We start from the raw sequence: 26,047 nt of genomic DNA, 5'->3' as shown, positions 1-26,047 counted from the left end.
ATACCTTGCCTATTCCGCTGGCGATGGTTGCGGGTCAGGATCAGGCCCGCGCAGCCGGTGCGGCTTGCGACGGTCAAACAGCTTGCGCAGTCCTTTGCCGATCTTGGCTGTGCCGGTTTCCAGCGCGCCAATCGCTTGCCCGCCGGGCACATGGGCGACGCGGTAATACATCCACAGGATCAGCGCGGCGAACACCACAAACGGCCCCCACAAGGCGATAATCGGATCGATCCGGCCCAGCGTCGCGATGTCTTCGCCATATTGATTGATCTTGTGATAGGCGACCACCATCACAATCGAGACGAACACGCCCAGCGCACTGGTTGATCGTTTGGGCGGGATCGCCAATGCCACCGCCAACAGCGGCATTAATAGCATCATAACCACCTCCACCAATCGGAAGTGAAAGCTTGCCTGGCTGGCATCGCGCTCCAGCTCTGCGACATTGTCATCCGACCACCCAATTCTGAGCAATTCGGGCAGGATATACTCTCGCTCCGCATCGCCGCGCGCGCGAAATTCCTCAATCGCAGGCAGGTCTATTGGCAGATCATGCCGGCTGAAGGATAGGACACGCGGGGTCTCGTTGCCGGTGTCCTGGACGATGGTGCCCTCGGACAGGCGCAAGATGATCGTGTTGGGATCATCGCTGGTCGCCAGAAACGCGCCTTCACGCGCACTGATCGACAGCACTTGATCCTGTGAATTGGAGACGCGCGCAAAGATGCCGATCAAGCGCCGCCCTTCGTCTTCGCTTTCCTCAATCCGCAAGGCCATACGGTCGGCCAAAGTGTTGAATTCACCGACCTTGATCGATGCGCCAAGCGCGCCTGAGCGGAGGTCAAATTCCATCTGCTCGTAGTAATAGCGGCTGATCGGTTGGACATAGAACACCAGCGCAACATTGATCGCCACCAGCACGCATGTGATCGCATAGGGAACGCGTAGCAGGCGCCAATAGCTGAGGCCGACGGCGCGCATCACATCGAGTTCGCTGGAGGTTGCGAGTTTTCGGAAAGCGAGCAGAATGCCGAGCAGCAAGCCCAGCGGAATCGCAAGGCTGGCATATTCCGGGATCAGCGCGCCCAGCATCTTGAAAACAACGCCAATCGGGCCGCCTTCTACCGCAACGAAATCGAACAGACGCAGCATTTTGTCGAGCATCAGCAGCGAAGCGGCGAGAGCGAACACGCCCAGCATTGGAAATATCACCAGCCGGAAGATATATCGGTCAATACTGGGAAAAGCGTTGAGCACGGGAGCTTAGCTGGCTTTCACATCCAAAGGTTGCGTGGCGCGTTCGCCGAGGCAATCACCCAGGCGAAGCGGTGTCTTATCAACGCCCATAGCGAGGTTTTTCACCTGGGTCATCTGCCGTATGCCTAAGCGCGGTGGATGTATGGTTTCTGACTGGACGGGAGCGGCTGCGCGGACTGCTGCAATGAAAGCAAGCTCACCAAAAGCGGCTGCCGGGGATGCCTTTGAACGGGCCCGCCTCATATTGGCTGATCCAGCCGCCATAAAATCCGCCGGGCTGCGGCGTGATCTGTTCGCCATCGACCAGGCATTGGTCGAAGAAGTCGGGATAGAAGGCAAGATAGCCCGCGATTTTCTCGAATGCGGGCGTGGGCGAGGGGTAAGACCACGCCGCCGCCTCCAAGCGCTGATCGCCAATGGTGATATCCCAATAGTTCGCCTGCCCCTTCCACTCGCATAGAGACCGGCGCGGATTGGGGCTGAAATGCTCCATCGCGATGTCTGCCTGCGGCAGGTAATAGGTTGGCGGGTGGCTGGTTTCGAGCGTGCGGAAAGCCGCCGTCGTATCGGCCAATGCGACACCGCGGTGCATGATAGCGATCCGGCGGCTTGTCGGCTCGGCAATCGCCGGGCGCGGGTAATCCCACACGCTTTCCTGATTTTCGCCAACGGGATCGGGCTCTGGATGGTGGGGCTGCTTCACCAGCTTAGCAGGCCGCGCGTCTAAAGGTCCGCGCTGAACTCACGCCTTTTCGAGAGTGCATTGTAGCGGGTGCTGGTTCTGCTTGGCAAAATCCATCACCTGATTGACCTTCGTCTCAGCCACTTCATAGGGGAAGATCCCGCACACGCCGACGCCCTTTTGATGCACATGCAGCATCACGCGGGTCGCCTGCTCCAAATCCATCGAGAAGAACCGCTTCAACACCATCACCACAAATTCCATCGGGGTGTAGTCATCATTCAGCAGCAGCACTTTATATTGGCTGGGCTTCTTCGGCTTTGTGCGGGTCTTGGTCGCGACACCAACTTCGCTATCCGACCCATCATCGCTGTCATTACTGCCTGCACCATCATCGCCAGCCGACAATGGCGGCAGCCATAAAGGTGTGGTCGCATCGCTGAGGGTGAGAAGCAGAGTGTTAGTCATCATGGTGTGCAATATCGGAAAGGTTGGTCCATCTGCAAGGTGCCATGCGCAACCTTAAGGTTTTACCAAGGAGATTTGCCTGATTGCAGCGCAGTTTCGGCCTATTCACGGCGCGGGCTTGCCAATTTGTAGCCCAAAAACAAAGGGGCCGGACAAACCATGATGGTCTATCCGGCCCAGCGCTTTCGCGCGTTTTCGAGAGCCAGTTGGGAGAGTGGAGAGGCCGGCTCTGAAAAGCTCTTTGTTCAAATTCGAATATTCGAATTAGGCAGCCTTCGAGACTTTCTCAGCAGCTACGCTAACGCGGTTCGAAATTGGTGCGAATGCTTCGTTGTAAAGCTTCACCCATGCTTCTGTGCTCTTCGAGCCGTAAGAAACAACCGCGTCAAAGTTGCGGCGAGCCAATTCGCCTTGCATTTGGACCAGTTCGGTTGGTGACTTAACGGAAACCATTTTCTTCACGTCTGCGGTGACGGTTTCAACAACGGTCTTGCCGGTTTCGACTTGCTCGCGGCCCATGTCTTGCATGCCAGCGAACAGGATCTTGCCTGATTCAACGACGGCATCGACGTTGGCTTTGTTGAAATCGCCAACTTCGCTTGCGAGTTCAGTGCCCTTAGCAGCGGCGGTCTTCACGCGGGTCTGTACGTCAGCAGCCAATTCCTTGGCAGTCGCAGTGATATCGGTTTTCTTGGCAGTGGCCATGATCGTATCCTTCAGTTTGATGACTGGATTGGTGTCTGTGGTCTTCGCTGCGGCTTTTGCTGGTGCCTTCTTGGCAGCAGGCTTCTTGGCAGCAGGCTTCTTCGCAGCGGTCTTTTTGGCGGCAACCTTCTTAGGGGCTGCCTTGCGCGCCGCTGGCTTCTTCTTTGCAGCGGTTTTCTTCGCGACTGCCTTCTTCTTGGCAGGTGCCTTTTTCGCAGCGGTCTTCTTAGCAGCAGGAGCTGCGACCGCTTTTTTCACGGCGGCTGCCTTTGCGGCAGGCTTCGGCGCGTCGGCGTCGACTGCTTTTTCTACAGCCTTTTCGCTTACAGTTTTCTGTGCAGCAGCTTCGGCATATGCCTTCTCAGCAGCAGCATCAATCTTCGATGGGGCGTTGGTAGCCATAATAACCTCACTTTATGTTGCACTGCACAAAATAGTGATTGCAACTGCGAAGTCAAGCATTTTTTGTGCAGTGCACAATAAACGATTAAATGGCTTTAAAGCAGAGATTTAGCGGGTTTTGACATAGCGTCCCGGTGCATCTTCGATGACCGTGTCACCGCGCCCGCCGGGCTTGCGCTTGCCTTTTACGGGAACTTTTTCGGGTGCCTGCTGCTCCAGCCAGCTGAGCCAATGCGGCCACCAGCTGCCCGGATGCTCCTCTGCGCTCTCGACGAAGGCCTTGAGTGATCCCGCTTTGCTGTCGCCCAGCCAATATTGGTATTTGCCCGCCGCCGGGGGGTTCACCACGCCTGCAATATGGCCGGAGCCTGCGAGCAGGAATTCCAGCGGACCGCTGAAATGCTCGGTCAGACGCCACACGCTTTCCGCAGGCGCGATGTGGTCCTCTTTGCCCGCTTGGACAAAGCTGGGCGTTTTCACCTGCGTCAGATCAATCGGCGTGCCGTCCGCGGATAGAGCGTTTGGCACCACCAGCTTGTTGTCGCGGTAAAGGTCGCGCAGGTAATCATTGTGCCATTTGGACGGCAGGTTGGTGACGTCGCCGTTCCAATGCAGCAGGTCAAAGGCAGGATAGTCCTCTCCCAGCAGGTAATTGTTGACCACGTAATTCCAGATCAGATCCTTACCGCGTAGTGCGTTAAACGTTGCGGCGAGATAGCGCCCGTCGAGATAGCCCTTGGGTGAGAGCGTATCGATCATCTCCAAATGGCTCTCTTTGATGAAGTGTTTCAGCTCACCGCTTTTCTCAAAGTCCACTTGCGCGGTGAAGAATGTCGCTGACTTGACCTTATCCGCCTCGCCCCGGCGTTCCAGCACCGCCAATGTCGCAGCCAGCGTTGTCCCAGCCACGCAGTAACCGATAGCGTGCACGGCGGGCACGGACAGGCGCTTTCTTACCAAATCAATCGCCTGCATCTGCGAGCGGATGTAATCGTCCCACACAACCTCGCCCATGCTTTCATCAGCGGACTTCCAGCTGACCACGAAGACCGTCAGGCCTTGATCAACGGCCCATTTGATGAAGCTCTTCTTCGGCGTGAGATCGAGGATGTAGAACCGGTTGATCCACGGCGGGAAGATCACCAGCGGCACGTCATAGACGTCTTTGGTTGATGGATTGTATTGGATGAGCTGAAACAAATCGGTTTCATGCACGACCTTGCCGGGGCTCGCCGCTAAGTTCTCACCTAGGGTAAAGGCGTTGGTGTCGGTATGGGTCAGCTGCCCGCGTTTGAGATCGGTGATGAGATGCTTCATTCCGCGCACCAGATTTTGCCCGCGCGTCTCAACCGTGCGTTTCATCACAACCGGATTGGTGAGCAGGAAATTGTCCGGACTCATCGCCTCCGCCAAAGCGGTGACTGCAAATTCCAATTGGCGGCGTTTTTCCTTGTCGACGCCTTTCATTGATTTCACGGTAGTTTGGAAATGCTCCGCTAGCATCAGATAGGTTTGATGCAGCAGCGCAAAGGCAGGGTGCTCGCTCCACGCCGGATCAGCAAAACGGCGGTCTTTGCGCGGCAGTTGCAGCTCGTCTTCAGGCGCTGCCGCTGCGCCGCCCGTCATCGGCGCCGCAAAGCGACCGAGCACACCCTGCCACAATTGCAGCGATTCCTGCGCTAGCTTGGCCGGTGCCTCCAGCGGATTGATCGGCGCTTGCTTCAGCAGGCTTTGCGTCATCAGCATCCACTGCGCCGGGTCCAGCGGGTTACTGCCTTGGGTCACCTGCTTTGCGGTTTCACTCGCTTGATAGGCGGCAAACTCGAGCCACATCTTTTGCAGCTCTGCACTGGCTTTGCCCCATTCGGCGAGTTCGCCGGCCGAGGGTACTTTGCCAAAAAGGTCGCTGCTGACCTCACTGCCAGCGCTGTCCGCGCCGGGTTCGCCGCCACCAGCCCCTTGCGAAAACATCTCTCTCATTGCTTCGCCTTGCATGTCGAAAAAGGCGCGGAATGGCTCACCGCCTCCCAGCAATGGGTTGGTGGGATCATCTTTTGACATGGCCGTTTGTGCTCCGTTTCCTCTACCCAACATACGGGGTTTTTCGAGGTTCCCCAGCAGAATAGCGAAATTGCCTTCCCACTTCGACTGTTAATCGCCTAAACTGATTCGTGCGCCTTTTGCTATGATGATTGCGCAAAACTGGGTAGGAATCGCAATGAACGACCAATTTTACCGTATGAAGCGGCTGCCGCCGTACGTAATCGCCGAAGTTAACGCGATGCGTCACGAGGCGCGCTCGGCGGGTAAAGACATTATTGATTTGGGCATGGGCAATCCCGATCAGCCTCCGCCCCAGCACGTGATCGACAAATTGTGCGAAGTTGCCGCGAAACCCAACGCGCATGGCTATTCGCAGTCAAAGGGCATTCCGGGCCTGCGCAAGGCTCAGGCGAATTATTATGGCCGCCGCTTTGGGGTCGATCTCGATCCCGAGAGCGAAGTCGTGGTGACTATGGGTTCCAAAGAGGGGCTGGGCAGTCTTGCCAATGCGATCACTGCGCCGGGCGATGTGGTGCTGGCGCCCAATCCATCCTATCCAATCCACACCTTTGGCTTCATCATTGCCGGCGCCACGATCCGCGCGATTCCGACGACGCCGGACGAGGATTATTGGCGCTCGCTCGAAAGTGCCATGAACTTCACCGTCCCGCGCCCCAGCGTGCTGGTGGTGAGCTATCCTTCAAACCCAACCGCTGAAGTCGTTGATCTCGCGTTTTACGAGCGGCTTGTCGCCTGGGCGCGCGAGAACAAGGTGTGGGTCTTGTCTGACCTTGCCTATTCAGAGCTGTATTACGACGGCAACCCCACACCTTCGATCATGCAGGTGAAGGGCGCGAAAGACGTCGCGGTGGAATTTACCAGCATGTCGAAGACCTATTCGATGGCGGGTTGGCGGATGGGTTTTGCCGTCGGCAATAAGCAGCTGATCGCCGCCTTGACCCGAGTGAAGTCTTATCTCGATTACGGGGCCTTTACGCCGATCCAGGCGGCAGCCTGCGCAGCTCTCAATGGCCCGCAAGACATCGTCGAGAGCAACCGCAACCTCTATCGCAAACGCCGGGATGTGATGGTGGAGGCATTTGGCCGTGCGGGGTGGGACATTCCCTCGCCCTCGGCTTCGATGTTTGCTTGGGCCCCTTTGCCGCCAGCGCTCGCAGAAATGGGCAGTCTAGAGTTTTCCAAGAAATTGCTGACCGAAGCTGAAGTCGCTGTCGCACCAGGTGTTGGTTACGGTGAGGAAGGTGAAGGCTTTGTTCGTATTGCAATGGTCGAAAATGAGCAGCGACTGCGGCAAGCGGCTCGAAACATTAAGAAATATTTTGCCTCACTTGGTCTCAACACTGGCGCATCTTAAGAATGATGATGGGTCGGGGCAGAATTATTAAGCTTGGTTCGGAGCGGAACGGCTTGGCGAGCGTTGTTCGCATGAGCACTGCTGAGTTAAGGAGGGGCACATGCCATCCGCCGACCAAAGGCCATTAACCGACCGGCAGCGTGACGTTATCGAGCGGATCGATCGGCGTGTGCCTATCAAGGTCATCGCCCAAGAGCTCGGCGTTTCGGAAACCCGGATCAACCAACATATCAGGGCGCTGAAAGACGTCTATGAAGCCGGCAGCCTGAACGAGCTGGTTGAGAAGTATCGCGCCACGAAGCCAAAGAGCTCTGAAGCGGTGCAGGCAAAGGCAAGCCCTGAAATGCGGCCATTTATTGGTCCCGTTCAATTCCCCGAACAGGTAAGCTTTCCCGGCGCTGGCAAGCATAAGGTTTCGCTTGGGCTTTTCGATGGGCGCTATGGTTTGCTTGCTCGGCTGGCTGCAGTTGTGGGGATCGCTTTTGGCGTTCTTTTGGCTGTAATTTTGGCTCTCAACGCCGCGCAAGCACTCAGCAATATCATGGATGTTGGCTTCTAGTTTTGAATTACTCGATGGCTATTAAAAGTTCCGACCAATTCAGAGTATGCGGCATTATGAGATTGTAGTAGAATTTCCATGATCTTATTAAGAACATCAAAAAATTCATGTATATCTAAGCAATTGAACGAAATAGGATTTGCAAAATAGTCAATTGAAGCCGGGAACGAAATTATTTCATATTCCTTTTAGATGCATAAAATTGAACATGCCAGGAAATGGTTGATGGCGTTTACACTTCGCCTTTGCCGTGCGCTCACCCAAACACGCGTGACCGTGCGATATATCCTACTGCATCGTGGAGGGCGCCGTGAGCTCGATCGCAGCCTATAATCTGGTGCCTGATGGCGACGCGCTGATCCCGCGGTTTCGGGAAGCAGGTGACCTCACGCTGGACTTATTCCACCGCGATGGACGCGTAGAGGATCGCTGGCTGGGCCTACATCCGCGCGAATTTGAGCTGCTCTGGCGGCTCGCGGAAGAACCGCGAGTAACACTGTCGCGCGAGCAATTGCTGGCCGATGTTTGGCGCATAATGCACGAGCCAGAGACCAACAGCGTTGCGGTTCACGTCGCGCGTGTCCGGGCTAAACTGGCTGGCTTCGATCTGGCGCATATTTTGGTCACGGATGAAAGCGGCGGCTATTTCCTCGATGTCCCGGCTGAGCCAGGCGTGTTTAAATTTTCCAAAGAGACAGCCGAGCCCGCTGAAGCCGAGGTTGAAGACCAGGATGAAAACGAAGTCAGCGACAAACGCTAAGGCTTATCTGGACTCGAGGAGCGCCTTGCGGCAGTCTTTTCACGGATGAGGCGGACTAAGCAAGTCCAAGCCACGTCAAAGGCCTTGAGGGAAAAAACAATGTCCGAAGCTGCTGTAATGACTTCCAACGATCGCATTGCGATTGAGCTTGGTGATGATGGGGTGGCGCAGGTGCGCTTTACCCGCGGCGACAAAATGAATGCGCTTGATCCAGAGATGTTTCAGCGGATCATTGAGACCAGCAGCCAGTTGCAGCGGATGAAGGGCCTTCGGGCGGTTGTCCTCTCGGGCGAAGGCCGCGCGTTTTGTGCTGGTCTCGACCTGTCCAATTTCTCGCGCAAGCCCAGTCCTGATGAGCCGGAGCTGACCGAGCGGACCTATGGCAATGCCAACAAGTTTCAGCAGGTGGCGATGCAATGGCGCAAGCTGCCGGTGCCGGTGATTGCGGCGGTCCACGGCGTGTGCTTTGGCGGCGGTCTACAAATTGCGAGCGGAGCGGACATTCGCGTGGTCCATCCCGACACGCGCATGGCGATCATGGAGATGAAATGGGGGCTGGTGCCCGATATGGGCGGCTATGCCCTGTGGCGCGGGCTGGTCCGTGACGATGTCCTGCGCGAACTGATCTACACCAATCGCGAGTTTTCGGGAGCGGAGGCGCATGAGCTCGGCCTCGCGACCCACGTGGACGAAGATCCGGTTGCGCGCGCCACTCTGATCGCGAGTGAGATTGCGGGTCGCAATCCGCATGCGATCCGTGCGGCCAAGCGTCTGCAAGCTGGCATGCTGGAAAGCGACACCGATACGATCCTCATGGAGGAAAGCATCGAGCAGCACGGGATCATGCGCACCAAGAATCAGGTCGAGGCGGTGACGGCCAGCATGGAAAAACGCAAAGCCAACTTCGACGACGTTTGAGGTTGGCGGCGGCTTAATCCGTCTGCTGCGCTAGCCAAATACGGCGACGCATTGCAGCCCGTCGAGCATCTGCCGGCCTTCGCTGTTCCACATCCGCAAGCGTTCTGAGGAATAGCCGTTGTCGGCGTGCTGGCTGGCGTTTTCGGCCAGATACCAACCATCGGGATTGCTCGCCTCTGGCTCCAGCACATTGAAAGACCAGTTGATCGAGCTGATCGGCCCCATACGCTGCATAATCCGCATCGCGCCAGGCGGCATCACATCCCCCATCAGCACCAATTGACTGACCGTATCGAGGCTGTGGTCTTCGGTCAGCCGGGCCCACCGGCGAACGGTCGCGCCGTGGTCTTCGCCTTTGGCCTGGCCAAAGCGTACATCGAAATTGTTCTGGATGAAGGCCGGCGCTTGCCCGGTCATGGCCTGCGCGGCTTCTTCTGGCGTGCCGGGCCAGTTGTCGGGCGGGCTCGAGGGCCGCTGCGCATTGGGGGCGCGGCTGGTGCCGAACAGCCAGAACCCGGTAAGCGCCACCTTTCCGTCGCTCAAGATCTCGCTGCGCACCTGAGTGACATTGCGCCCCTGACGGACGATCTCGGCCGTCAGTTCAACTTCTTCACCGATCGGCGCGACAAAGCCGATTTGCGCAGCCCTTAGCGGTGGCAGATCAGGAAAGGCGCGCACCGCCATCGTGTATCCAACGAGCGCCGATGCGCCGCCATAGAGAGTGCGTCCCTGCATCCAGTCGCTCGCATGTTCCAGGCGGGCGGGGCCGGGCTTGCCGGTGATCGGTTCAAGAAGGCTGGCAATAGTCATGGCGCTCATCTGTGCCGCGCGAAAGCGTCTGCGTCCAGATTGCCCTTACGGAAAGTCGCTGGCTTCGCATTAGGGGCACAAGGCGCATTGCCTTTGCCGCCACGAATCGCTAGTGCGCGCGCTCCGCAGGTCGTAAGACCAAAAGGGTTGGCCCGATGGCGGAGTGGTGACGCAGCGGATTGCAAATCCGTGTACGCCGGTTCGATTCCGGCTCGGGCCTCCATCTTTCTCTTGGGAAGATGCACATTCGGGTGGTTCACCACTATCACCCGCAGGCGCCGCTTTAGCTCAGGTGGTAGAGCACATCATTCGTAATGATGGGGTCAGAGGTTCGAGTCCTCTAAGCGGCACCACCACTTTCGTTTTATAATAATTCAAGATGCTTTTGCGCAAAATATGTGCACTTTGCACCTTTATTTGAGCAACGTCGGACTAGCGATCAATCTCCGCAAGAATACCCGCAAGCCCCTCTAAAACAACGCCTTTTGACTGTGAAAAGCTGTGCCAAGTTAAGTCTGCTCGAGTCACTATACCAAATTGGTATGACAGAATATCGGCCAAAGGCTTGTCCAATAGGTTGACATCAGTTCATGCCAATATAAACTCAAAGCCAATAACCAGAAGAATTCATGGGAGAGAGTTATGGGTTATCGGTTTGCCGCCGAGGGGCGGTCTTCAAAAAAATCACAGTTTTTCGCATGTTTGATGGCTGGTTCAGCGATCATGGCATTCGCGCCGAGCGCTGCGCTGGCGCAGGACTCTGAAGCGCCAGAATCTGTTGAAGATGAAAATACAATTATCGTCACTGGCATTCGCAGCTCGCTGCAAAGCGCGCTCAATGAAAAACGCAATGCGGACAGTCTTGTTGAGGTGATCCAGGCGGAAGACATTGGTAAGCTGCCTGACCAAAACCTTGCTGAAGTTCTTGAAAACGTAACAGGCGTTCAGATCACTCGGACCGCTGGTGTTGGCACCGGGGTTCAAATTCGTGGTACGAATGACAACCAAGTTCTGATCAACGGCGTCAAAACCGTTGCGGCGGGTACGGGGCGCGGCGGTATCAGCTTTGAAGATATCAACCCAGCGATCATCGCTTCGGTTGAGGTTATCAAGGCGCCAACCGCAGACACGATTGAGGGTTCTGTTGGCGGTACCGTCAATCTGCGCACCATCCGCCCGCTCGATATCTCTGACCGCATCTTGAGCTTCCGTGCGCAAGGTGAGTACAGCGAATTGTCTGACAGCATTACGCCGCGCCTTTCTGGTAGCTTTGGTAATGTATGGGACACCGGCGCTGGCGAAATTGGCATTGTTTTGAGTGCAAGTTACTCGGAGCAAGAGGCGACATCTTTCCGTCCACGCGTCGACCGTGATAACCTGATCACTGCAGGTCAGGCCGTCACCGCAGCGGGTGCTGCTGGTCCGGATTTCCCCTTCCTCAACATTCAGTTCCTCAATCAGGAGCTTGAGAATTTTGAGTTTGAGACAATCAACTTTGCTGGCTCTCTGGAATGGGCGCCGAGCGACAATTTGATGTTCTTCTTCGACACGATCTATAACGATCAGGAGCGTCGTCAGGACAGCTCGCGTATTCAGGCCTCTGGCGTGAGCGCGGTCGACACTGTCAACGTCCCCGATGGTTTTGAGACTGTCAATTTTGGATCGCTCGATGGTGTTGCTCTGGGTAGCATTGAGGCGGCTCTGTTTGGCACAATTCAGCCAAACCTCGCGCAAGATGATGATGATCCGAACCTGCGCTTTTCCAGTGATACCGGCGCGCGGGTTACCAAGAGTGAACTCTATCGCTTCGGCACTGAGTTCGAAACCGGCCGCCTTAGCACGCGGGTGGAATTGTCTCGCTCTACTTCGGATTCATCGAGCCCGAATTTGAGCACCACGCTCAACTTCATCAACCCAAATCCGCTAACTCCGCTCGATGGAAGCAGCAACGATAACAGCGTTCCGTTTATTTATGATTTGCGCAATGGAGCGCTCACATTCGGGATTGATTTTGCTTCTCCATTTGCGCCGACCGTTGAGCAATTGCTCGACCCGGCCAACACGGTTCTCGATGCGGTTACGAACAGCAACGACCGCACGCAGAATAAAGAAGACGCATTCCGAATCGACACTACGCTTGATCTGGAAGATGTCATTGGCTTCATCACATCGGTGGATGCGGGCTATCGCTACAACGACAGCTCAACGCAGTTTGACCAGCTGCGCTCTACCTTCGGCACAGGCGCGATCGCCAACAGCCCAAGTGGCTCAACCTTCGCGGATCTGATCGTCCCGGGGCCAAACAATTTTGGCGCGTTCGACGGCCGTGAGCTGGCGTTCCGCAACTTTGTGTTGATTGATCCAGATCGCTCGTTCTCTGATCGCGAGGCAGTGTTTGCCCAATTGCAAGCCGCGCTTGATGCGACTCCGGGAGGGCAAGCGGCAATCGCCGGCGGTGGCCGCTTGCTGAGCGATCTTGATCCAACTGCTTCTAGCAATCTGGCTGCATCGTTCCGCATCGAAGAACAAACCCATGCTTTCTATGCTCAGGCCAATTTTGAGTTTGGTGTGGTTCGCGGCAATGTTGGCCTGCGCTGGGTCGATACTCAGATCGATTCTTTCGGCAATACGGTTGCGGGCGGGGTTGCTTCTCCGGTTACATCCTCAGGCAATTACAATGAGATCCTGCCGCGTGTGAATGTGATCGCTGATCTCACCGATGATCTGGTGTTTCGCGCCAGTTACACCGAGGACATCAATCGTCCTGACTTTAGCGATCTATCGCTTTCAGTGTCATTCCCAACCGGGCCAAACAATGCTGTGGCATTGGGCAATCCGAACCTTGCACCAGAGACGGTGCAGTCGTTTGACGCCTCGCTGTCGTGGTATTTTGCACCATCATCACTGATCAGCATCGGCTTCTTCCATAAGGACCGCACGAACCTGTTCGTGACCCAGGTGGAGGATGCGGTTGAAGATGCAAACGGCTTCCGTGACATCACTGACCCATGTGAAGGTGGCGGTATTTTCAACCCGGTTCCGGATCGCAATGTTCTGTCGCCAGTGCCGGGCAACGGCCTGTGTGTGCCGCTGCAAACTATCATCAACGATACGGCAAACACCACGCAAACCGGCGTTGAGATCGCGTTTCAATATGACCTCTCGCAATTTGAGGACACCTTGGGCTTCGCATCGGGCTTTGGTATCCTTGCCAACTACACCTACCAAGACTTTGGTGGCGGTGAGGCGACCAACGAAAACTCGGGCCGCGGCGAAGACATCTTCCAAGCGATCAATCCAAACATCGTTGTGCCAGTAACAGCGGTTCAGGGTCTGCTGGACTTCTCAGAGCATGCTTACAATGCGACGCTCTATTACGAGAAATATGGCATCTCGGCCCGCGCGCGCTACACATGGCGCGACGCCTTCCGCACGCTTGATACGGCAGGTGGTGCGTCGCTCAACTCGACGCTCGGTTTCCCTACCGTGACGGAGGCGCGGGGGCAGCTTAACGCCAGCATTACATACGATGTGACCGACTATCTGAACATCGGGGTGGAGGGCGTTAACTTGACGAAGTCCAAGATTGAGCAGCGCTGCGTGAACGAAGGGGCGCTCCTGTGCTTCCAAGGTCTGCCAGATCGCCGGATCACATTTGGCGCAACGCTGAAGCTGTAACGGCTGGGCTTACCATAGCTCCTTGGGCTGGACCGCAGATGCCACTCTTTGTTGGCTCTGGACTGGCCAACGGGGCAACTTGCAGATCAACCTGAAAAAGGTGGTCTAGGCACAACAGGCGTCACCGTCTCCCCGGTGGCGCCTGATTTGCATTGTGTGACTTGTATGCCACGCCATGCAATTGGTATGACAGATAATTGCAAAATGGTCTGATCTAACGGTTGACATGTCGGTTCGTCGCTCTAATTTCACGGCACAACTTAAAACCTTGGGAGGGGTAACTTGACACTACGTGAGAACATCTCGCGCGGCTCACTGCGCACTTCATTTACTGTTGCAACGCTGCTTGCGGGCACGGCTTTGGCTTCGGTTCCGGCAATCGCTCAGGACGCTGATGAGCCTGAAGTGGTCGAAGAGGGTGAAGGTGAGATCATCGTATCCGGCATTCGGGCCACCATTCAGGGCTCGATTGAGGAAAAACGCAATTCCATCGAAGTGTTCGACGCGCTCTCCGCAGACGAGATTGGTGACATCCCGGCGCTCTCCATCGGTGAGGCGCTTGAAACGCTGACCGGCGCTGGCTCTCACCGTGAGCAAGGCGGCGCGACCGAGATCTCTATCCGCGGCCTCGGTCCTTTCCTGGGTTCTACCGTTATCAATGGCCGCATCGCGACCAACGGTAGCGGCGACCGCTCTGTTAACTTCAGCCAGTTCCCTTCCGAGCTTTTCAGCAAGGTTGGTATCTACAAGACGCAGGCGGCAAGCTACATTGAAGGCGGTGTGGCCGGTCAAATCGTTCTCGAGACCGTGCGTCCGCTCGAATTTGGCAAGCAGCGCTTCCAAGGTCAGATCAAGGCGGAAATCAATCCGGACAACCTCGATATTGATGCGGATCAGCGTTTCAATAAGTTCGGGTACCGTGGTTCGCTCAGCTACATCGATCAGTTCACTCTGGGCGATGCTGAACTCGGCATTTCGCTTGGTTATGAGCGGCGCGATTCAAACAATCCAGAGCAAGAGGCATTTGCTTCAAACACAATTCGTGCTTGCTCGTTTGACCCGGCGCTAGATGCCGAAAATGACGGCATTATCCACGAGGATAACTGCGATACCGACACAGGCGGTATCAACGCTCTTGGCGCTATTTTGGCTGGTGAGGAGCCGTTCGCGATTGCGCGCAACAGCTACGCATTCAGAACGAATATCACTGAAGATAATCGGAATGCGTTTTTTGGTGCGGTGCAGTTCAAGCCGTCGCCTGACGTAGATATCAACGCGGACTTCCAATATTCGCGGCGCGTCTTCCGTGAGCAGCGCAGTGACCTGAACTTCTCTGAAGGGCGGCGTATTACGCCGGACGGGGACCTCAACAACATCGGGGCTGATCTTGGCCTCGGCGATATTCTTGTGACCACAGATAGTGGTGCGCTTCGTCTATTCACCAACGAGACGCGCATCGAGGCTGTTAGTGAGTATCTTGAGCGCGAAGAAGAGTATTACGGCGGTGGTCTGTCGGTAGAGGCGCAGGTCTCTGATCGTGTGAAGGTTTCGCTCGATGCTTCTTACTCGCGTACACAGCGTATCGAAGAGGCTGTGCAGGTGCGTTTCCGTACCGAAGATGGCGAGTCTATCTTCGGCAACACCGATGCGGACGGCAACCCATTCTTCCCGCTGGTGACCGAGGATAATGGCGACATCAACAATGACCGTGTCGAAACTCTAACTCAGATTTTCCAGAACGGGTCGCAGGGCTTGAACTTCATCGTTCAGAACTTTGATGTCACCGATCATAGTCTGTTTGCCAATGATCCTCGCGTGCGAGCTGATTTGGAGCAAGACCGCTTCAACGAAGTTTGGGCGGTTCGCGGTGATGTTGACTACGCGTTGGATGGGTTCTTTACGAACTTGATGGCTGGCGCGCGCTATCAGCAACTCACATACCGCGATGTCCCAGGCGCTGCCAACGGCACCAGCCGTTTCGAAGTGAACTTCGATGATGAAGACGGTGTGGGTGCTTTGGCTATTGCCAACCAAGAGTGCCGGACGAGCTTCCCGACCACGGGCTTCTTGAGCTCTATTTCTGGCGGCAATGCTCTGATTACCAATGTTGATGATGCTGGTAATGTCATCGGGACTGCGAACAGCTTCGCTACGTTCGATGCGCGCTGTATTGTGCAGGTCCTTGACCGTGAAGATCCGTCGGACCTCATCAATTTTGATGAGAATGGCAATGTCATTTTCCCAACCGGCGATTTCGACTCGATCCAGAACACCAATGTCGAAGAGCGCAGCTGGGCCGTTTATGCTCAGGCAAACTTCGACAGTGACCTGGGTAGCTTGCCTATTCGTGGTAATGTCGGCCTGCGTATCGTTGGAACCGACGTTCAATCGACCGGTTTCCGCGGGACCTTGACCGCTGTGACTGACCCGGTTGACCTGACAATCTCCATTGTTGAAGACACCAGTTCTTTGCTGTCAGTCACCGGTGGTAACTCTTACACTGAGTTCCTGCCTAGCTTTAACCTGGTGGCAGACATTCAGCCTGATTTGTTGGGCCGGTTTGCGGTCTATCGTTCGCTGTCGCGTCCTGATCCATCCGATTTGAGCTTTGGTCGCTTCTTTACTGGTGCGACCGACGAAACGGATGATGTGACGTCGATTTCGGAATTGGTTGGTACGGCTACTGCGACCGGTAACCCGTTTATCGATCCACTGCTTTCATGGAACGTTGATGTGGGTCTGGAATGGTATCCAAACGACGATACGATCCTTGCCTTTAACGCCTATTACAAGAGCTTTGATGGTGGTTTCGAAACCGTTGGACAGTTTGAGACCTTCAACGTCAGCGGGGAAGATATCGATGTCTTGGTCACCACTAACAATGTGAGTGAGGAGACCAGCCGTATCTTCGGTTTGGAGGTTACTGCAGCGCACAGGTTTAGCTATCTTCCAGCGCCGTTCGATGGTCTCGGCTTTAAGCTGAGCTACAACTACGCTGACTCAAACTTTGAGTTTGAAGATGATACGCTTGGCGAAATCTTGTCCGTGGATCAGGTTACTGGCGAGACATTTGTCAGCCAGCCAGGCATCATTCCGCCAACGAACCTGTTTGGCTTCTCCAAGCATGTTCTGTCTGCTCAGGCTTACTATGAGATCGGGCCATTCGATTTCCAGGGCGTGTACAAATACCGCAGCAGCTACTTCCAGCAGTTTGTTGGAACGCCGGGCCGTATTCGTAACGTGGAAGATGTCGAAGTCTTTGAGGCACGTGTATCGTTCGACTTGAACAGCAATGTTACCTTCACGCTTGAAGGTCTCAACTTGTTCAACGAGCCACGGACCGATTTCCGCGGCGCTCCGGATGATCTTGGTCAGATTCTTGTTTACGGACCACGCTATTTCGCCGGCGTTCGTTTCAAGTTCTAAGCTTTGCCGGCCGCCGATAATTGGAGCAATAATTCGGCGGCCGGCACTCCAATTGCAATTAGGAAGGCATATCGACTAGGGAAATTGGTATAGAACTGTCCCGTCATTCGCGGAGTAACCAGCACCAATGAGCAGCAAGAGACTTTTTCAAGCCGTTGCGGAGCAAATCGCAGAGCTAATTGACGAGGGCGCTTACCCGCCCGGAACTCGGTTGCCTGGGGAGCGCGAACTGGCTGAAAAGCTTGGTGTCAGCAGGGTGACCATCCGCGAAGCTGAGATCGCGCTGCAGGCCATTGGCAAGCTGGAGATCAAGACCGGTTCGGGTGTCTATGTCAGCGAGAATCCACCCGCTTTGGGGGATGCTCTACCGAATGCCAGTGCCTTTGAGGTGACCGAGGCGAGGCTGCTAGTCGAATCCGAATCCGCCGCACTCGCTGCGCATAATATCTCGGACGAGGGCATTGCAAAGCTGGGCGTGCTCATTGAGCAAATGCGCCATGGCAGCGAAGACGAAGCGAATGAGGCGGATGAGCAATTCCACCTGACCATCGCAGAGGCTTCGAACAACGCGGCTATGGTCCATACTATCACGTCATTGTGGCGGATGCGTCAGGAAATTCCGGCAGTTAAATCCACCTATGAGGCTGTGTGTGTACACGATGCGGAATCGCGCACGGAGGAACACCGCGCTGTGTTCGATGCGCTAAAAGATCGCGATTCTGCGCGCGCGCGGGCGGCGATGCGGGAGCACTTCCACCGCCTGCTAGAGGCGATGCTTGAAGCCACCGAAAGGCAGGCCTTGGAAGAGGTGCAGCAGCAGGCCAATCAAAGCCGCGAGCGCTTTCTGGCTTCAGCCAAAATCGGCTAAACCAATTGGTATTACAAAAAATCTAAATCTAACATGCCAGATTGATTGACAGGCGTTCGACTCTCCTTATAGTTGCCTTCAATAAGAGGACGGGAGAGTATTGGGGATGTTGTCGAGGCTATGCCTTGTGGCTTGTGCTGTGTGTTTGGGATCAGTCCCCGCACTGTCAGAAAACCACTTTGTCCGAAATCAAAACGAATATGCCCATGCGCTCAAAGATATTGAGGCAGGCGATGTCGTCATTCTGGCCAATGGTGAATGGCGCGACTTTGAGCTGGTGATCACCGGCAAGGGTGAGTCGGACAAGCCAATCACTGTCATCTCTGAAGATCCTGGCAAGGTGTTCCTCACCGGCCAATCCAGTCTGCGCATTGGCGGCGAGTATATCCTGGTCACCGGCCTCGTTTTCAAGGACGGCTACAGCCCGCGCGGTGAGGTGATTTCATTCCGCCGCACGAAGCAGGATATCTCCCGCAACAGCCGCGTCACCGAAGTGGTGATCGACAATTTCAGTAAGCCAGACCGGTACGAATCCGATTATTGGGTCGGCATTTACGGTTCGAACAACCGCTTCGATCACAACCACATGGTTGGCAAAACCAATAAGGGTGTGACCCTGGCGGTGCGGCTCGACAGCGAGGAAAGCCGCGAGAACAATCACCGTATCGAATACAATTACTTTGGCCCGCGCCCGGTTCTTGGATCGAATGGCGGCGAGACGCTGCGCATCGGAACTAGCAAATACTCGATGTTCAACTCCAACACATTGGTTGCTTACAATGTGTTTGATCGCACCGATGGCGAGGTGGAGATCATCTCCTCGAAGTCGGGCGGTAATACGTTTCGCGGCAATCTGTTTTTGCGCTCGCGCGGTACGCTGACCCTGAGGCATGGCGACAACAATGTTGTCGAGGGCAATGTCTTCATGGGTCACGGCAAGGATTACACCGGCGGTATCCGCGTGATCAATCGCGGCCAGACGGTGCGCGGCAATTACATGGAGGGGCTGCGCGGAACGGCATTTTCTAGCGCGCTCGCGATTATGAACGGTGTGCCCAATTCGCCGGTCAATCGCTATGTCGAGGTTGAGGGCGCGCGGATCGAGAACAACACGATCGTCGATAGCGCACGGGTCGGCTTCAACGTCGGGGCGGACGAGGAGCGTTCGGCTGCGCCCAGCAATTCGACCTTTGCAAACAATCTGCTGAGCGGTCTTGAGGGGCAGTCATTCCTCGAGGTCTATGATGACATCTCCGGCATTGCGTTTAGCGGCAACCGCGTTGCGCAGGGCGAGGTCGAAGCGGAGTTGGTCGAGAAACTCGACCGCGCTCCGGTCGCGATGGAGCGCGCCGAAAACGGATTGCTCTATCCCGCCGATCCAGAGTTGAAGGCTCTAGGCGCGCCGCGCGACCTTAAGGTTGTCTCGCTCGATCAGGTTGGCGCGAAATGGTATCCAAAGCCGGGTGATGAGCTCGCGTTTGGTTCCTCTGGCCGCGTGATCAAGGTGCAGCCGGGCGAGGGCAGTCTCGCAGAGGCTGCGATGGCCGCCGAAGATGGCGATGTCTTACAGTTGAGCGGCGGCGACTACACCGTCGATCGCTCTATTCCGGTTGGCAAAACAATCGCCATTCGCGGTGCGTTTGATGAAGGTGCAGAGCCGCCGCGCATTCTGTTCACGCGGCCATCTTTGATTGAGCTGCGCGAAGGCGGTAATCTGCAGCTTAGCAATCTTGTGATTGATGGTGAACTTGCCCCAGACTCGGTGGGCAATTCCGTCATCCGCACCACCACCTTCCCGATCCAATCGAATATGCGGATTGAGATGGACGGCGTGTCTGTACGCGGATTGGTGGTCAACAAATCGTTCAATGTGCTGACCCTTGGCAAAAGCTCGCTCGCCGACCGCGTGACGATCCGCAACAGCAACTTTGCTGACATCACGGGTACGGTCGTTTCCGCCGCTGCGGAGACCGAGGATTTCGGACAGTACAATGTCGAATATCTCGACATCACGAACAGCAATTTTGCCAATGTTGGGGGCGCAATTGCCGATGTCTATCGCGGAGGCCGCGACGAGAGCACGTTTGGCCCGTTCGTCAATATCTCCAGCAATAATCTGATGAACGTCGGTAAGGCTGTGACCAATGGCTCGGGAGCAGCGGTCAATTTGCACGGCGTGCAAATCGCCGATGTGTCCCGAAACGCGGTCGATGAATCTGCTCCGTTCCGAGTGGTTCACACAGTCGGCACGCCCAAGACCGCAATTACTGAGAACGCGTTTTCGCACACGCCTCAATTGGTTCTGGAAGAACTCAATTTTGAAGGCGATCACCGTGCCACGCTCACTGGCAACGTTTTTGATGCGGGGGATAGCGAATGAAGCGCGCCTTTTTCCTAGCCGCAGCTGTTGCTTGCACCCCGCTATCGCAGCCGGCCTTTGCGGCTGCCCACGACGAGACCGCCGCGCTTGGGGGAGCTGCGGCGGTCTCGGACTTGCCGCCGCTTTACAAGGCCGAACTGGACCGGGCGCGCAGCTTCGTCGATCAGATGATGGAGCAAGGCGTGGTCTTGCCTCAGCCGAAGGATCCCGGCGGCGGCTACACCCACGAACAGCATAAGCGCAATTACAAGGCGATCTATCTCGCTGGGCAATTGTTTCAGATCACGGGTGAGCAAGCCTATGCTGATTACGCCCGCGAGATGCTGCTTGGCTATGCGGACCTCTATCCAACGCTTGGCGAGCATCCAGCGCGGAAAAATCAGGGGCCTGGCCGGATTTTCTGGCAAGTGCTCAATGACGCTGTGTGGATGGTGCACTCGGTTCAGGGGTACGGCGATATCCGCGACACGCTGAGCGATGCCGATCGTGAGCGGATCGATAATGACGTGTTCCGCCGCGCAGCCTATTTCCTATCGGTTGAATCGCAAGCGACCTTTGACCGCATTCACAACCATGCGACCTGGGCGACCGCTGGCGTCGGCATGACCGGTTATCTGCTCGGCGATCAGGATATGGTCGACCGCGCGCTTAAGGGCTCAGACAAGAGCGGCAAGGTCGGCTTTCTGCGTCAGACAGAGCTGCTGTTCTCGCCGGAGGGCTATTACAATGAGGGGCCATATTATCAGCGCTATGCGCTGATGCCGTTCATGGTCTTTGCCGATGCAATTGAGCGCAATGACCCGGAGCAAGGCATCTGGGAACATCGCGACGGCATCTTGCTGAAGGCTCTGCGCACGACCGTTCAGCTGAGCTATGGCGGGTTTTTCTTCCCGTTCAATGATGCGATCCGCGACAAGAGCCTGAAGACCGACGAGCTCTATCACGGGGTCGCAATTGCCTATGCGCAAACTGGTGATCCGTCGCTGCTGTCGATTGCCGAGTTTCAAGACCGCACGATCCTGAGCAAAAATGGGCGTCTGGTCGCGCGCGATTTGGCTGCGGGTAAGGCTGAGCCATTCCCGTTCCGCTCCATGCTTTTCGGCGATGGACCGGAGGGTGATGAGGGCGCTCTGGCGATCCTGCGCCAAGGCCCGATGAATACCAATGGCGAGCCGTCCACCGTGCTGATCGCGAAGAATACTTCGCAAGGTCTGGGGCACGGCCATTTCGACAAGCTCGGATGGCAGCTCTACGACAATGGCAATGAAGTGATCCGCGATTATGGCGCGGCGCGTTTCCTCAATATCGAGGCGAAAGAAGGCGGACGCTATCTGCCTGAGAACACAAGCTGGGCGAAATCCACCGTCGCGCATAACACTGTGGTCGTTGACCAGCGCAGCCATTTTGATGGCAAGGTAAAGATCGGCAATCAGAACGCGCCGACCCAGCTCTATTTCTCCGATGCGCCCGGCCTGCAGGTTAGCAGTGCCAGTATCGATACCGCTTACGATGGTGTCACACTCACTCGCACCATAGTGATGCCGGATATTCCCGGGCTCGAAGCTCCGATTGTGCTCGATTTGACGCGCGGCGAGAGCAGCGAGCCGCATCTCTACGATCTGCCGCTGCATTACAGCGGGCACATTATTGAGCATGATCTTGCGGCGCGCAATTTCACGGCAGAACGCCCGGTGCTGGGCGAGGCCAATGGCTATCAACACATTTGGACCGATGCGATTGCTGAAGAGCGTGATGGCAAGGGCGCGCTGACTTGGTTGCTCGATGGCCGGTTCTACACTTACCGCTTTGCCGCAGATGGAGCGCTAGACGTGGTGCTGGGTGAGAGCGGGGCGAATGACCCCAATTTCAACCTGCGCCGCGAGCCTTTGATCATGCTGCGCGCGAACCGTGCCGCTGGCTCTGTCAGCATGGCTGCGCTGCTGGAAAGCCACGGCAGCTATGACGGTGCGGCGGAACAAACCGTTGCCAGTCGCAGCCGCATCGTCGACATGCAGCACGCCCACGTCGCGGGGAAAGACGTGGTCGAGATTACTCTTAAAAACGGACAGCGTTTCGCGATCGCTGTCTCACATGACGAAGATGCACAGGCGGCCCACTCGGTCGTTCTTGACGGAGAGACGATCGCATGGAGCGGGTTCGCCGCCGTGATCGCTCTCAAGGGAGAGGAAAGCTAGACATGGCAAGTGTGATGAACGCAGCAAGCCCGCCCTTTGTGGTCGCAAAGGATACCCCCAAAGAGGATCTGGGAGATGGGATTTCCCGTCAGATCCTAGGCTATGGTCAAGAGATCATGATCGTTCGGGTGTGGTTTGAGGAAGGCGCCGTGGGCCAGGTCCACGCGCACCCGCATAGCCAATCGAGCTATGTTGAAAGCGGTAAGTTCGAAGTGTTCATCGACGGCGAGAAACGGGTGCTTGAGGCGGGTGACTGCTTCTATATCGCGCCGAATCTCGACCATGGTGCAGTGTGCCTGGAGGCTGGCGTTTTAATCGACACATTCAGCCCGCTGCGCGAAGATTTTTTGGGTGAGGGGAACTGATCATGCTCAAAGGCAATTTGAGATATGTCATCGTTGTGCTCGTCGCTGTTGCGACAGTTATCAACTACATTGACCGCGGTGCCCTTGGCTTCCTGTGGCCGGAAATCTCGCAAGAGCTCGAACTCTCTGAGCTTGATTATGCAATCATCCTCAATGTCTTCACCTTCGCCTATGCGTTCGGACAGTCGATCTTTGGCAAGATATTTGACTGGATCGGAACACGTCTGGGCTTTGTCCTTTCGATTGTCGTTTGGTCGGCTGCGACCATGCTGCATGCGGTCGCCACTGGACTGACCAGTTTTGCGATTTTCCGCGCATTGCTTGGTGTGTCGGAGGCGGGCAACTGGCCTGGCGCGACCAAAGCCAACGCCGAATGGTTTCCGATCAACGAGCGGGCGCTTGCGCAGGGCATCTTCAACTCAGGCGCCGCGATTGGCGGGATTGTCTCCGCACCAATCATCGGACTGCTGTTTGTTTGGTTGGGCAGCTGGCAGGCGACCTTCGTTGCGATTGGCGCGCTTGGTTTCCTCTGGCTGGCGCCGTGGCTGATCATCTACAAAAGCGGCCCCGATGCGCACCCATGGATCAGTGCAGAAGAACGTGAATATATCCTGACCGGACAGCGCAATGTCGAGACCAATGAGGTCGCTGACTACGCACCCGACACAGGCGAAATACTCAGCCGCAAGGAAAGCTGGGGCGTGATCATGGCCTCGTTTTTCCTCGATCCGATCTGGTGGCTGTTTGTTGGTTGGCTGCCGATCTACCTCTACAAAACATACGGTTTCGGCGTAGAAGAAATCGCCGTCTATGCTTGGATCCCTTATGTCGGTGCGATGTTCGGGGCATGGTTTGGCGGCTTGCTAGCAGGCAATCGGATCAAGGCCGGCTGGACAGTTAATCGGACACGTAAGACCGTGATTGCCCTTGGCGGAGTGATTATGCTCCTGTCATTGCTGGCAACCACTCAGGCTAGCACGCCGCTGTTCGCTGTTATGTTGATGGCCGTGATCTTGTTTGGGTTCCAAACCGCGGTTGGTAATATTCAGACGCTTCCGAGCGATTTCTACAGCGGCAAATCGGTTGGCTCGCTTGCCGGTTTTGCTGGGACAGCGGCGAAACTTGCTGTTGTTGGGCTCAATTTCTTGATCCCGGTCATTACCGTGAACAGCTACACACCGGCATTCGTTGTCGGGGCTGGCCTTGCGATCTTGACTGTGCTCTCGGTGCTTGTTCTGTGCCCAGACATTAAACCTCTCAAACCAAAGACGGCATAGCGCCGCTCTCTCCTCCCCAAAAATAGGACGAAAACACAATGAAATTTGAAGGCAAAACTGCAATCGTGACCGGCGGCAGCCGTGATATTGGCCGCGCTGTTTGCGTGAAGCTCGGCAGCGAAGGCGCGAATGTTGTGGTGAACTACAACAGCAATGAAGCGGATGCAGATGCAACCGTATCCGCTGTTGAAGCCGCTGGCGGCAAAGCGATCAAAGTCAAAGCTGACGTGACCAAGCCCGCCGAAGTCGACGCGCTGATCGCGGCCGCAACCGCCGCCTTTGGCGATGCCATTCACATCCTAGTGAACAATGCAGGCGGCCTTGTCGCTCGTAAGAAGCTGGGCGAGATGGATGAAGAGTTCTTCAACTTCGTCATGCAGCTCAACACCACGTCAACTTTCCTCGCGTGTAAGGCCACTGTGCCTCACATGAGTGCGGGCGCGGCGATCATCAATCTTGCCAGCCTTGCAGGCCGCGATGGCGGCGGCGGCGGCGCGATTGCCTATGCCACGTCAAAAGGCGCTGTGATGACCATGACCCGCGGTCTTGCCAAAGAGCTTGGCCCAGACGGTATCCGTGTCAACGCGCTGTGCCCCGGCATGATCGCAACCAAGTTCCACGATGATTTCACGCCTGACGCAGCGCGTGAAAATGTCGCGAACTCCACCCCACTTAAGCGTCAAGGCCGCGCGGAAGAAACCGCTGATCTTGTCGCTTACCTGGCATCGGAAGAAGCTTCCTTCATCACCGGTGCCAATATCGACATAAATGGCGGCCTCGCTTTCTCGTAAGCGGCCTTTCCCTTAAAATTCTCTAGGACTTGGATCTTCTCCCCATGACGCAATTTCTTTCATTTGGTGAGATCATGCTGCGGCTAAAAACGCCGGGGCATGAGCGCTTTTTTCAGTCGCCTGGTTTTGAGGCGACCTTTGGCGGCGGCGAGGCGAATGTCGCTGTGGCGCTGTCGAACTACGGCCTTGATGCCGGGTTCGTGAGCGCGTTGCCCGACAATGATATCGGCGAAAATGCGATCATGGAGCTGCGCAAGTTCGGTGTGGACACCGCGCATATCAGTCGCTCTGGCGACCGGGTGGGGATCTATTTCCTAGAGACGGGGTCCAACCAGCGCCCTTCCAAAGTGGTGTATGATCGGGCCAATTCCTCAATCTGCAACGCAGATATGGATGAATTCGACTGGCCGGTGATCTTCAAAGGGGCCAAATGGCTCCACATCACGGGGATCACCCCTGCGCTCAGCCAGTCTGCAGCAGACCTTTCGATGGCCTGCGTTAAGGCTGCGAAAGAGGCAGGCGTTACCGTCTCTTGCGACTTCAACTTCCGCGGCAAGCTGTGGAAGTATGGCAAGAGCGCGCCAGAGGTAATGCGCGAGCTCGTCAAATATGTCGATGTTGGCATTGCGAACGAGGAAGACTGCCAAAAATCGCTCGACATCACCGTTGATGTGGATGTGGAAAGCGGCGAGCTGGATACAAAAAAGTATGAAGCGCTGGGTCAAAAGGTGCTCGACATCTACCCCAATATGCACACGATCGCGATCACGCTGCGCGAAAGCCTGAGCGCGGATCGCAACAATTGGTCGGCTTGCCTGCGCACGCGCGATGACGGGTTTATGCTGTCGAAGAAATACGCGCTGACCGATATCGTTGACCGCGTTGGCGGGGGCGACAGCTTTGCCTCGGCGCTGATCTATGGCCTCAACGCATATGAAGACCGCCAGCAAAGCCTGGAGTTTGCGGTTGCGGCTAGCGCGCTCAAGCACACGATCATGGGCGACTTTAACCGTGTGACTGTGCCTGAAGTTGAGAAACTCATGTCAGGTGACGGCTCAGGACGCGTGCAACGGTAAGTTCTGGCCGGT

At 56.0% G+C, this 26,047-nt stretch carries 19 protein-coding genes and 2 tRNA genes; 15 read left to right on the top strand and 6 right to left on the bottom strand.

Going from position 1 to position 26,047, the window contains the following annotated elements; all coding sequences use genetic code 11:
- Positions 1-9: 9 nt before the first annotated feature.
- From lptF to AC0V6V_RS06230, 5 genes are all read right to left on the bottom strand, one after another.
- On the bottom strand, positions 10-1,257 hold the full coding sequence (gene lptF / locus AC0V6V_RS06250) for an LPS export ABC transporter permease LptF (protein WP_486166253.1): 1,248 nt from the start codon (positions 1,255-1,257) through the stop codon (positions 10-12).
- Between the two features lie 196 nt (positions 1,258-1,453).
- Entirely contained in the window at positions 1,454-1,960 is a 507-nt protein-coding gene (locus tag AC0V6V_RS06245) for a DUF427 domain-containing protein (protein WP_486164576.1), read from the bottom strand.
- Positions 1,961-1,999: 39 nt separating this feature from the next.
- Positions 2,000-2,407, bottom strand: coding sequence for an ATP-dependent Clp protease adapter ClpS (gene clpS, locus AC0V6V_RS06240; RefSeq protein WP_486166252.1), 408 nt, complete (start codon positions 2,405-2,407; stop codon positions 2,000-2,002).
- Between the two features lie 264 nt (positions 2,408-2,671).
- On the bottom strand, positions 2,672-3,514 hold the full coding sequence (locus AC0V6V_RS06235; protein WP_486164574.1) for a phasin family protein: 843 nt from the start codon (positions 3,512-3,514) through the stop codon (positions 2,672-2,674).
- Between the two features lie 108 nt (positions 3,515-3,622).
- Positions 3,623-5,575: a PHA/PHB synthase family protein gene (locus AC0V6V_RS06230; RefSeq protein WP_486164573.1), complete on the bottom strand. Its 1,953-nt coding sequence runs from the start codon at positions 5,573-5,575 to the stop codon at positions 3,623-3,625.
- Between the two features lie 157 nt (positions 5,576-5,732).
- Here AC0V6V_RS06230 and AC0V6V_RS06225 point away from each other — a divergent pair, with 157 nt between their 5' ends.
- From AC0V6V_RS06225 to AC0V6V_RS06210, 4 genes are all read left to right on the top strand, one after another.
- Complete coding sequence (locus AC0V6V_RS06225) at positions 5,733-6,932, top strand: LL-diaminopimelate aminotransferase (protein ID WP_486164572.1); 1,200 nt, start codon at positions 5,733-5,735, stop codon at positions 6,930-6,932.
- A 100-nt stretch (positions 6,933-7,032) separates the two neighbouring features.
- Positions 7,033-7,491, top strand: coding sequence for a helix-turn-helix domain-containing protein (locus AC0V6V_RS06220; RefSeq protein WP_486164571.1), 459 nt, complete (start codon positions 7,033-7,035; stop codon positions 7,489-7,491).
- 310 nt (positions 7,492-7,801) lie between these two features.
- On the top strand, positions 7,802-8,251 hold the full coding sequence (locus tag AC0V6V_RS06215) for a winged helix-turn-helix domain-containing protein (protein WP_486164570.1): 450 nt from the start codon (positions 7,802-7,804) through the stop codon (positions 8,249-8,251).
- Between the two features lie 117 nt (positions 8,252-8,368).
- Positions 8,369-9,169, top strand: coding sequence for a crotonase/enoyl-CoA hydratase family protein (locus AC0V6V_RS06210; RefSeq protein WP_486164569.1), 801 nt, complete (start codon positions 8,369-8,371; stop codon positions 9,167-9,169).
- A 30-nt stretch (positions 9,170-9,199) separates the two neighbouring features.
- Here AC0V6V_RS06210 and AC0V6V_RS06205 read toward each other — a convergent pair whose 3' ends face one another.
- A complete protein-coding gene (locus tag AC0V6V_RS06205) occupies positions 9,200-9,979 on the bottom strand; it encodes a thioesterase family protein (protein WP_486166251.1) in 780 nt (259 codons plus the stop codon).
- Positions 9,980-10,128: 149 nt separating this feature from the next.
- On the opposite strand from AC0V6V_RS06205, the gene AC0V6V_RS06200 reads away from it, so the two are divergent.
- The 11 genes from AC0V6V_RS06200 to AC0V6V_RS06150 all read left to right on the top strand — a co-directional run bounded on the left by AC0V6V_RS06200 (position 10,129) and on the right by AC0V6V_RS06150 (position 26,035).
- Positions 10,129-10,202 (top strand) — tRNA-Cys (locus AC0V6V_RS06200).
- A gap of 54 nt (positions 10,203-10,256) precedes the next feature.
- A tRNA-Thr gene (locus AC0V6V_RS06195) sits at positions 10,257-10,332 on the top strand.
- A 352-nt stretch (positions 10,333-10,684) separates the two neighbouring features.
- A complete protein-coding gene (locus AC0V6V_RS06190; protein WP_486164567.1) occupies positions 10,685-13,657 on the top strand; it encodes a TonB-dependent receptor in 2,973 nt (990 codons plus the stop codon).
- Positions 13,658-13,939: 282 nt separating this feature from the next.
- Complete coding sequence (locus AC0V6V_RS06185) at positions 13,940-17,083, top strand: TonB-dependent receptor (RefSeq protein ID WP_486164566.1); 3,144 nt, start codon at positions 13,940-13,942, stop codon at positions 17,081-17,083.
- A 127-nt stretch (positions 17,084-17,210) separates the two neighbouring features.
- The gene (locus tag AC0V6V_RS06180) at positions 17,211-17,951 is read left to right on the top strand and encodes a FadR/GntR family transcriptional regulator (protein WP_486138231.1); all 741 of its coding nucleotides are present in this window, start codon (positions 17,211-17,213) and stop codon (positions 17,949-17,951) included.
- Between the two features lie 139 nt (positions 17,952-18,090).
- Complete coding sequence (locus AC0V6V_RS06175) at positions 18,091-20,331, top strand: polysaccharide lyase 6 family protein (protein ID WP_486166250.1); 2,241 nt, start codon at positions 18,091-18,093, stop codon at positions 20,329-20,331.
- Positions 20,328-22,526 carry an alginate lyase family protein gene (locus AC0V6V_RS06170; RefSeq protein WP_486164564.1) on the top strand — a complete coding sequence of 733 codons (2,199 nt, stop codon included), beginning with the start codon at positions 20,328-20,330 and terminating at the stop codon, positions 22,524-22,526. The genes AC0V6V_RS06175 and AC0V6V_RS06170 overlap by 4 nt, the downstream gene beginning before the upstream one ends.
- Positions 22,527-22,540: 14 nt before the next feature.
- Positions 22,541-22,891: a cupin domain-containing protein gene (locus AC0V6V_RS06165; protein ID WP_486166249.1), complete on the top strand. Its 351-nt coding sequence runs from the start codon at positions 22,541-22,543 to the stop codon at positions 22,889-22,891.
- Positions 22,892-22,893: 2 nt separating this feature from the next.
- On the top strand, positions 22,894-24,168 hold the full coding sequence (locus AC0V6V_RS06160; RefSeq protein WP_486164562.1) for an MFS transporter: 1,275 nt from the start codon (positions 22,894-22,896) through the stop codon (positions 24,166-24,168).
- 38 nt (positions 24,169-24,206) lie between these two features.
- On the top strand, positions 24,207-24,959 hold the full coding sequence (locus AC0V6V_RS06155; RefSeq protein ID WP_486138236.1) for an SDR family NAD(P)-dependent oxidoreductase: 753 nt from the start codon (positions 24,207-24,209) through the stop codon (positions 24,957-24,959).
- 44 nt (positions 24,960-25,003) lie between these two features.
- Positions 25,004-26,035 carry a PfkB family carbohydrate kinase gene (locus tag AC0V6V_RS06150; RefSeq protein WP_486138237.1) on the top strand — a complete coding sequence of 344 codons (1,032 nt, stop codon included), beginning with the start codon at positions 25,004-25,006 and terminating at the stop codon, positions 26,033-26,035.
- Positions 26,036-26,047: the final 12 nt, after the last annotated feature.

The organism is Erythrobacter sp. S249 (genome assembly GCF_057364975.1).
Note: the sequence above shows the minus strand (reverse complement) of the source record. Positions and strands in the feature narration are given on the sequence as shown.

Coding starts and splice junctions, on each gene's coding strand:
- AC0V6V_RS06170 (WP_486164564.1), top strand. CDS start 20,328: ATGAAGCGCGCCTTTTTCCTAGCCGCAGCTGTTGCTTGCACCCCGCTA.
- AC0V6V_RS06205 (WP_486166251.1), bottom strand. CDS start 9,979: ATGACTATTGCCAGCCTTCTTGAACCGATCACCGGCAAGCCCGGCCCC.
- AC0V6V_RS06235 (WP_486164574.1), bottom strand. CDS start 3,514: ATGGCTACCAACGCCCCATCGAAGATTGATGCTGCTGCTGAGAAGGCA.
- AC0V6V_RS06225 (WP_486164572.1), top strand. CDS start 5,733: ATGAACGACCAATTTTACCGTATGAAGCGGCTGCCGCCGTACGTAATC.
- AC0V6V_RS06210 (WP_486164569.1), top strand. CDS start 8,369: ATGACTTCCAACGATCGCATTGCGATTGAGCTTGGTGATGATGGGGTG.
- clpS (WP_486166252.1), bottom strand. CDS start 2,407: ATGACTAACACTCTGCTTCTCACCCTCAGCGATGCGACCACACCTTTA.
- AC0V6V_RS06160 (WP_486164562.1), top strand. CDS start 22,894: ATGCTCAAAGGCAATTTGAGATATGTCATCGTTGTGCTCGTCGCTGTT.
- AC0V6V_RS06150 (WP_486138237.1), top strand. CDS start 25,004: ATGACGCAATTTCTTTCATTTGGTGAGATCATGCTGCGGCTAAAAACG.
- AC0V6V_RS06165 (WP_486166249.1), top strand. CDS start 22,541: ATGAACGCAGCAAGCCCGCCCTTTGTGGTCGCAAAGGATACCCCCAAA.
- AC0V6V_RS06180 (WP_486138231.1), top strand. CDS start 17,211: ATGAGCAGCAAGAGACTTTTTCAAGCCGTTGCGGAGCAAATCGCAGAG.
- AC0V6V_RS06155 (WP_486138236.1), top strand. CDS start 24,207: ATGAAATTTGAAGGCAAAACTGCAATCGTGACCGGCGGCAGCCGTGAT.
- AC0V6V_RS06190 (WP_486164567.1), top strand. CDS start 10,685: ATGGCTGGTTCAGCGATCATGGCATTCGCGCCGAGCGCTGCGCTGGCG.
- AC0V6V_RS06230 (WP_486164573.1), bottom strand. CDS start 5,575: ATGTCAAAAGATGATCCCACCAACCCATTGCTGGGAGGCGGTGAGCCA.
- AC0V6V_RS06220 (WP_486164571.1), top strand. CDS start 7,033: ATGCCATCCGCCGACCAAAGGCCATTAACCGACCGGCAGCGTGACGTT.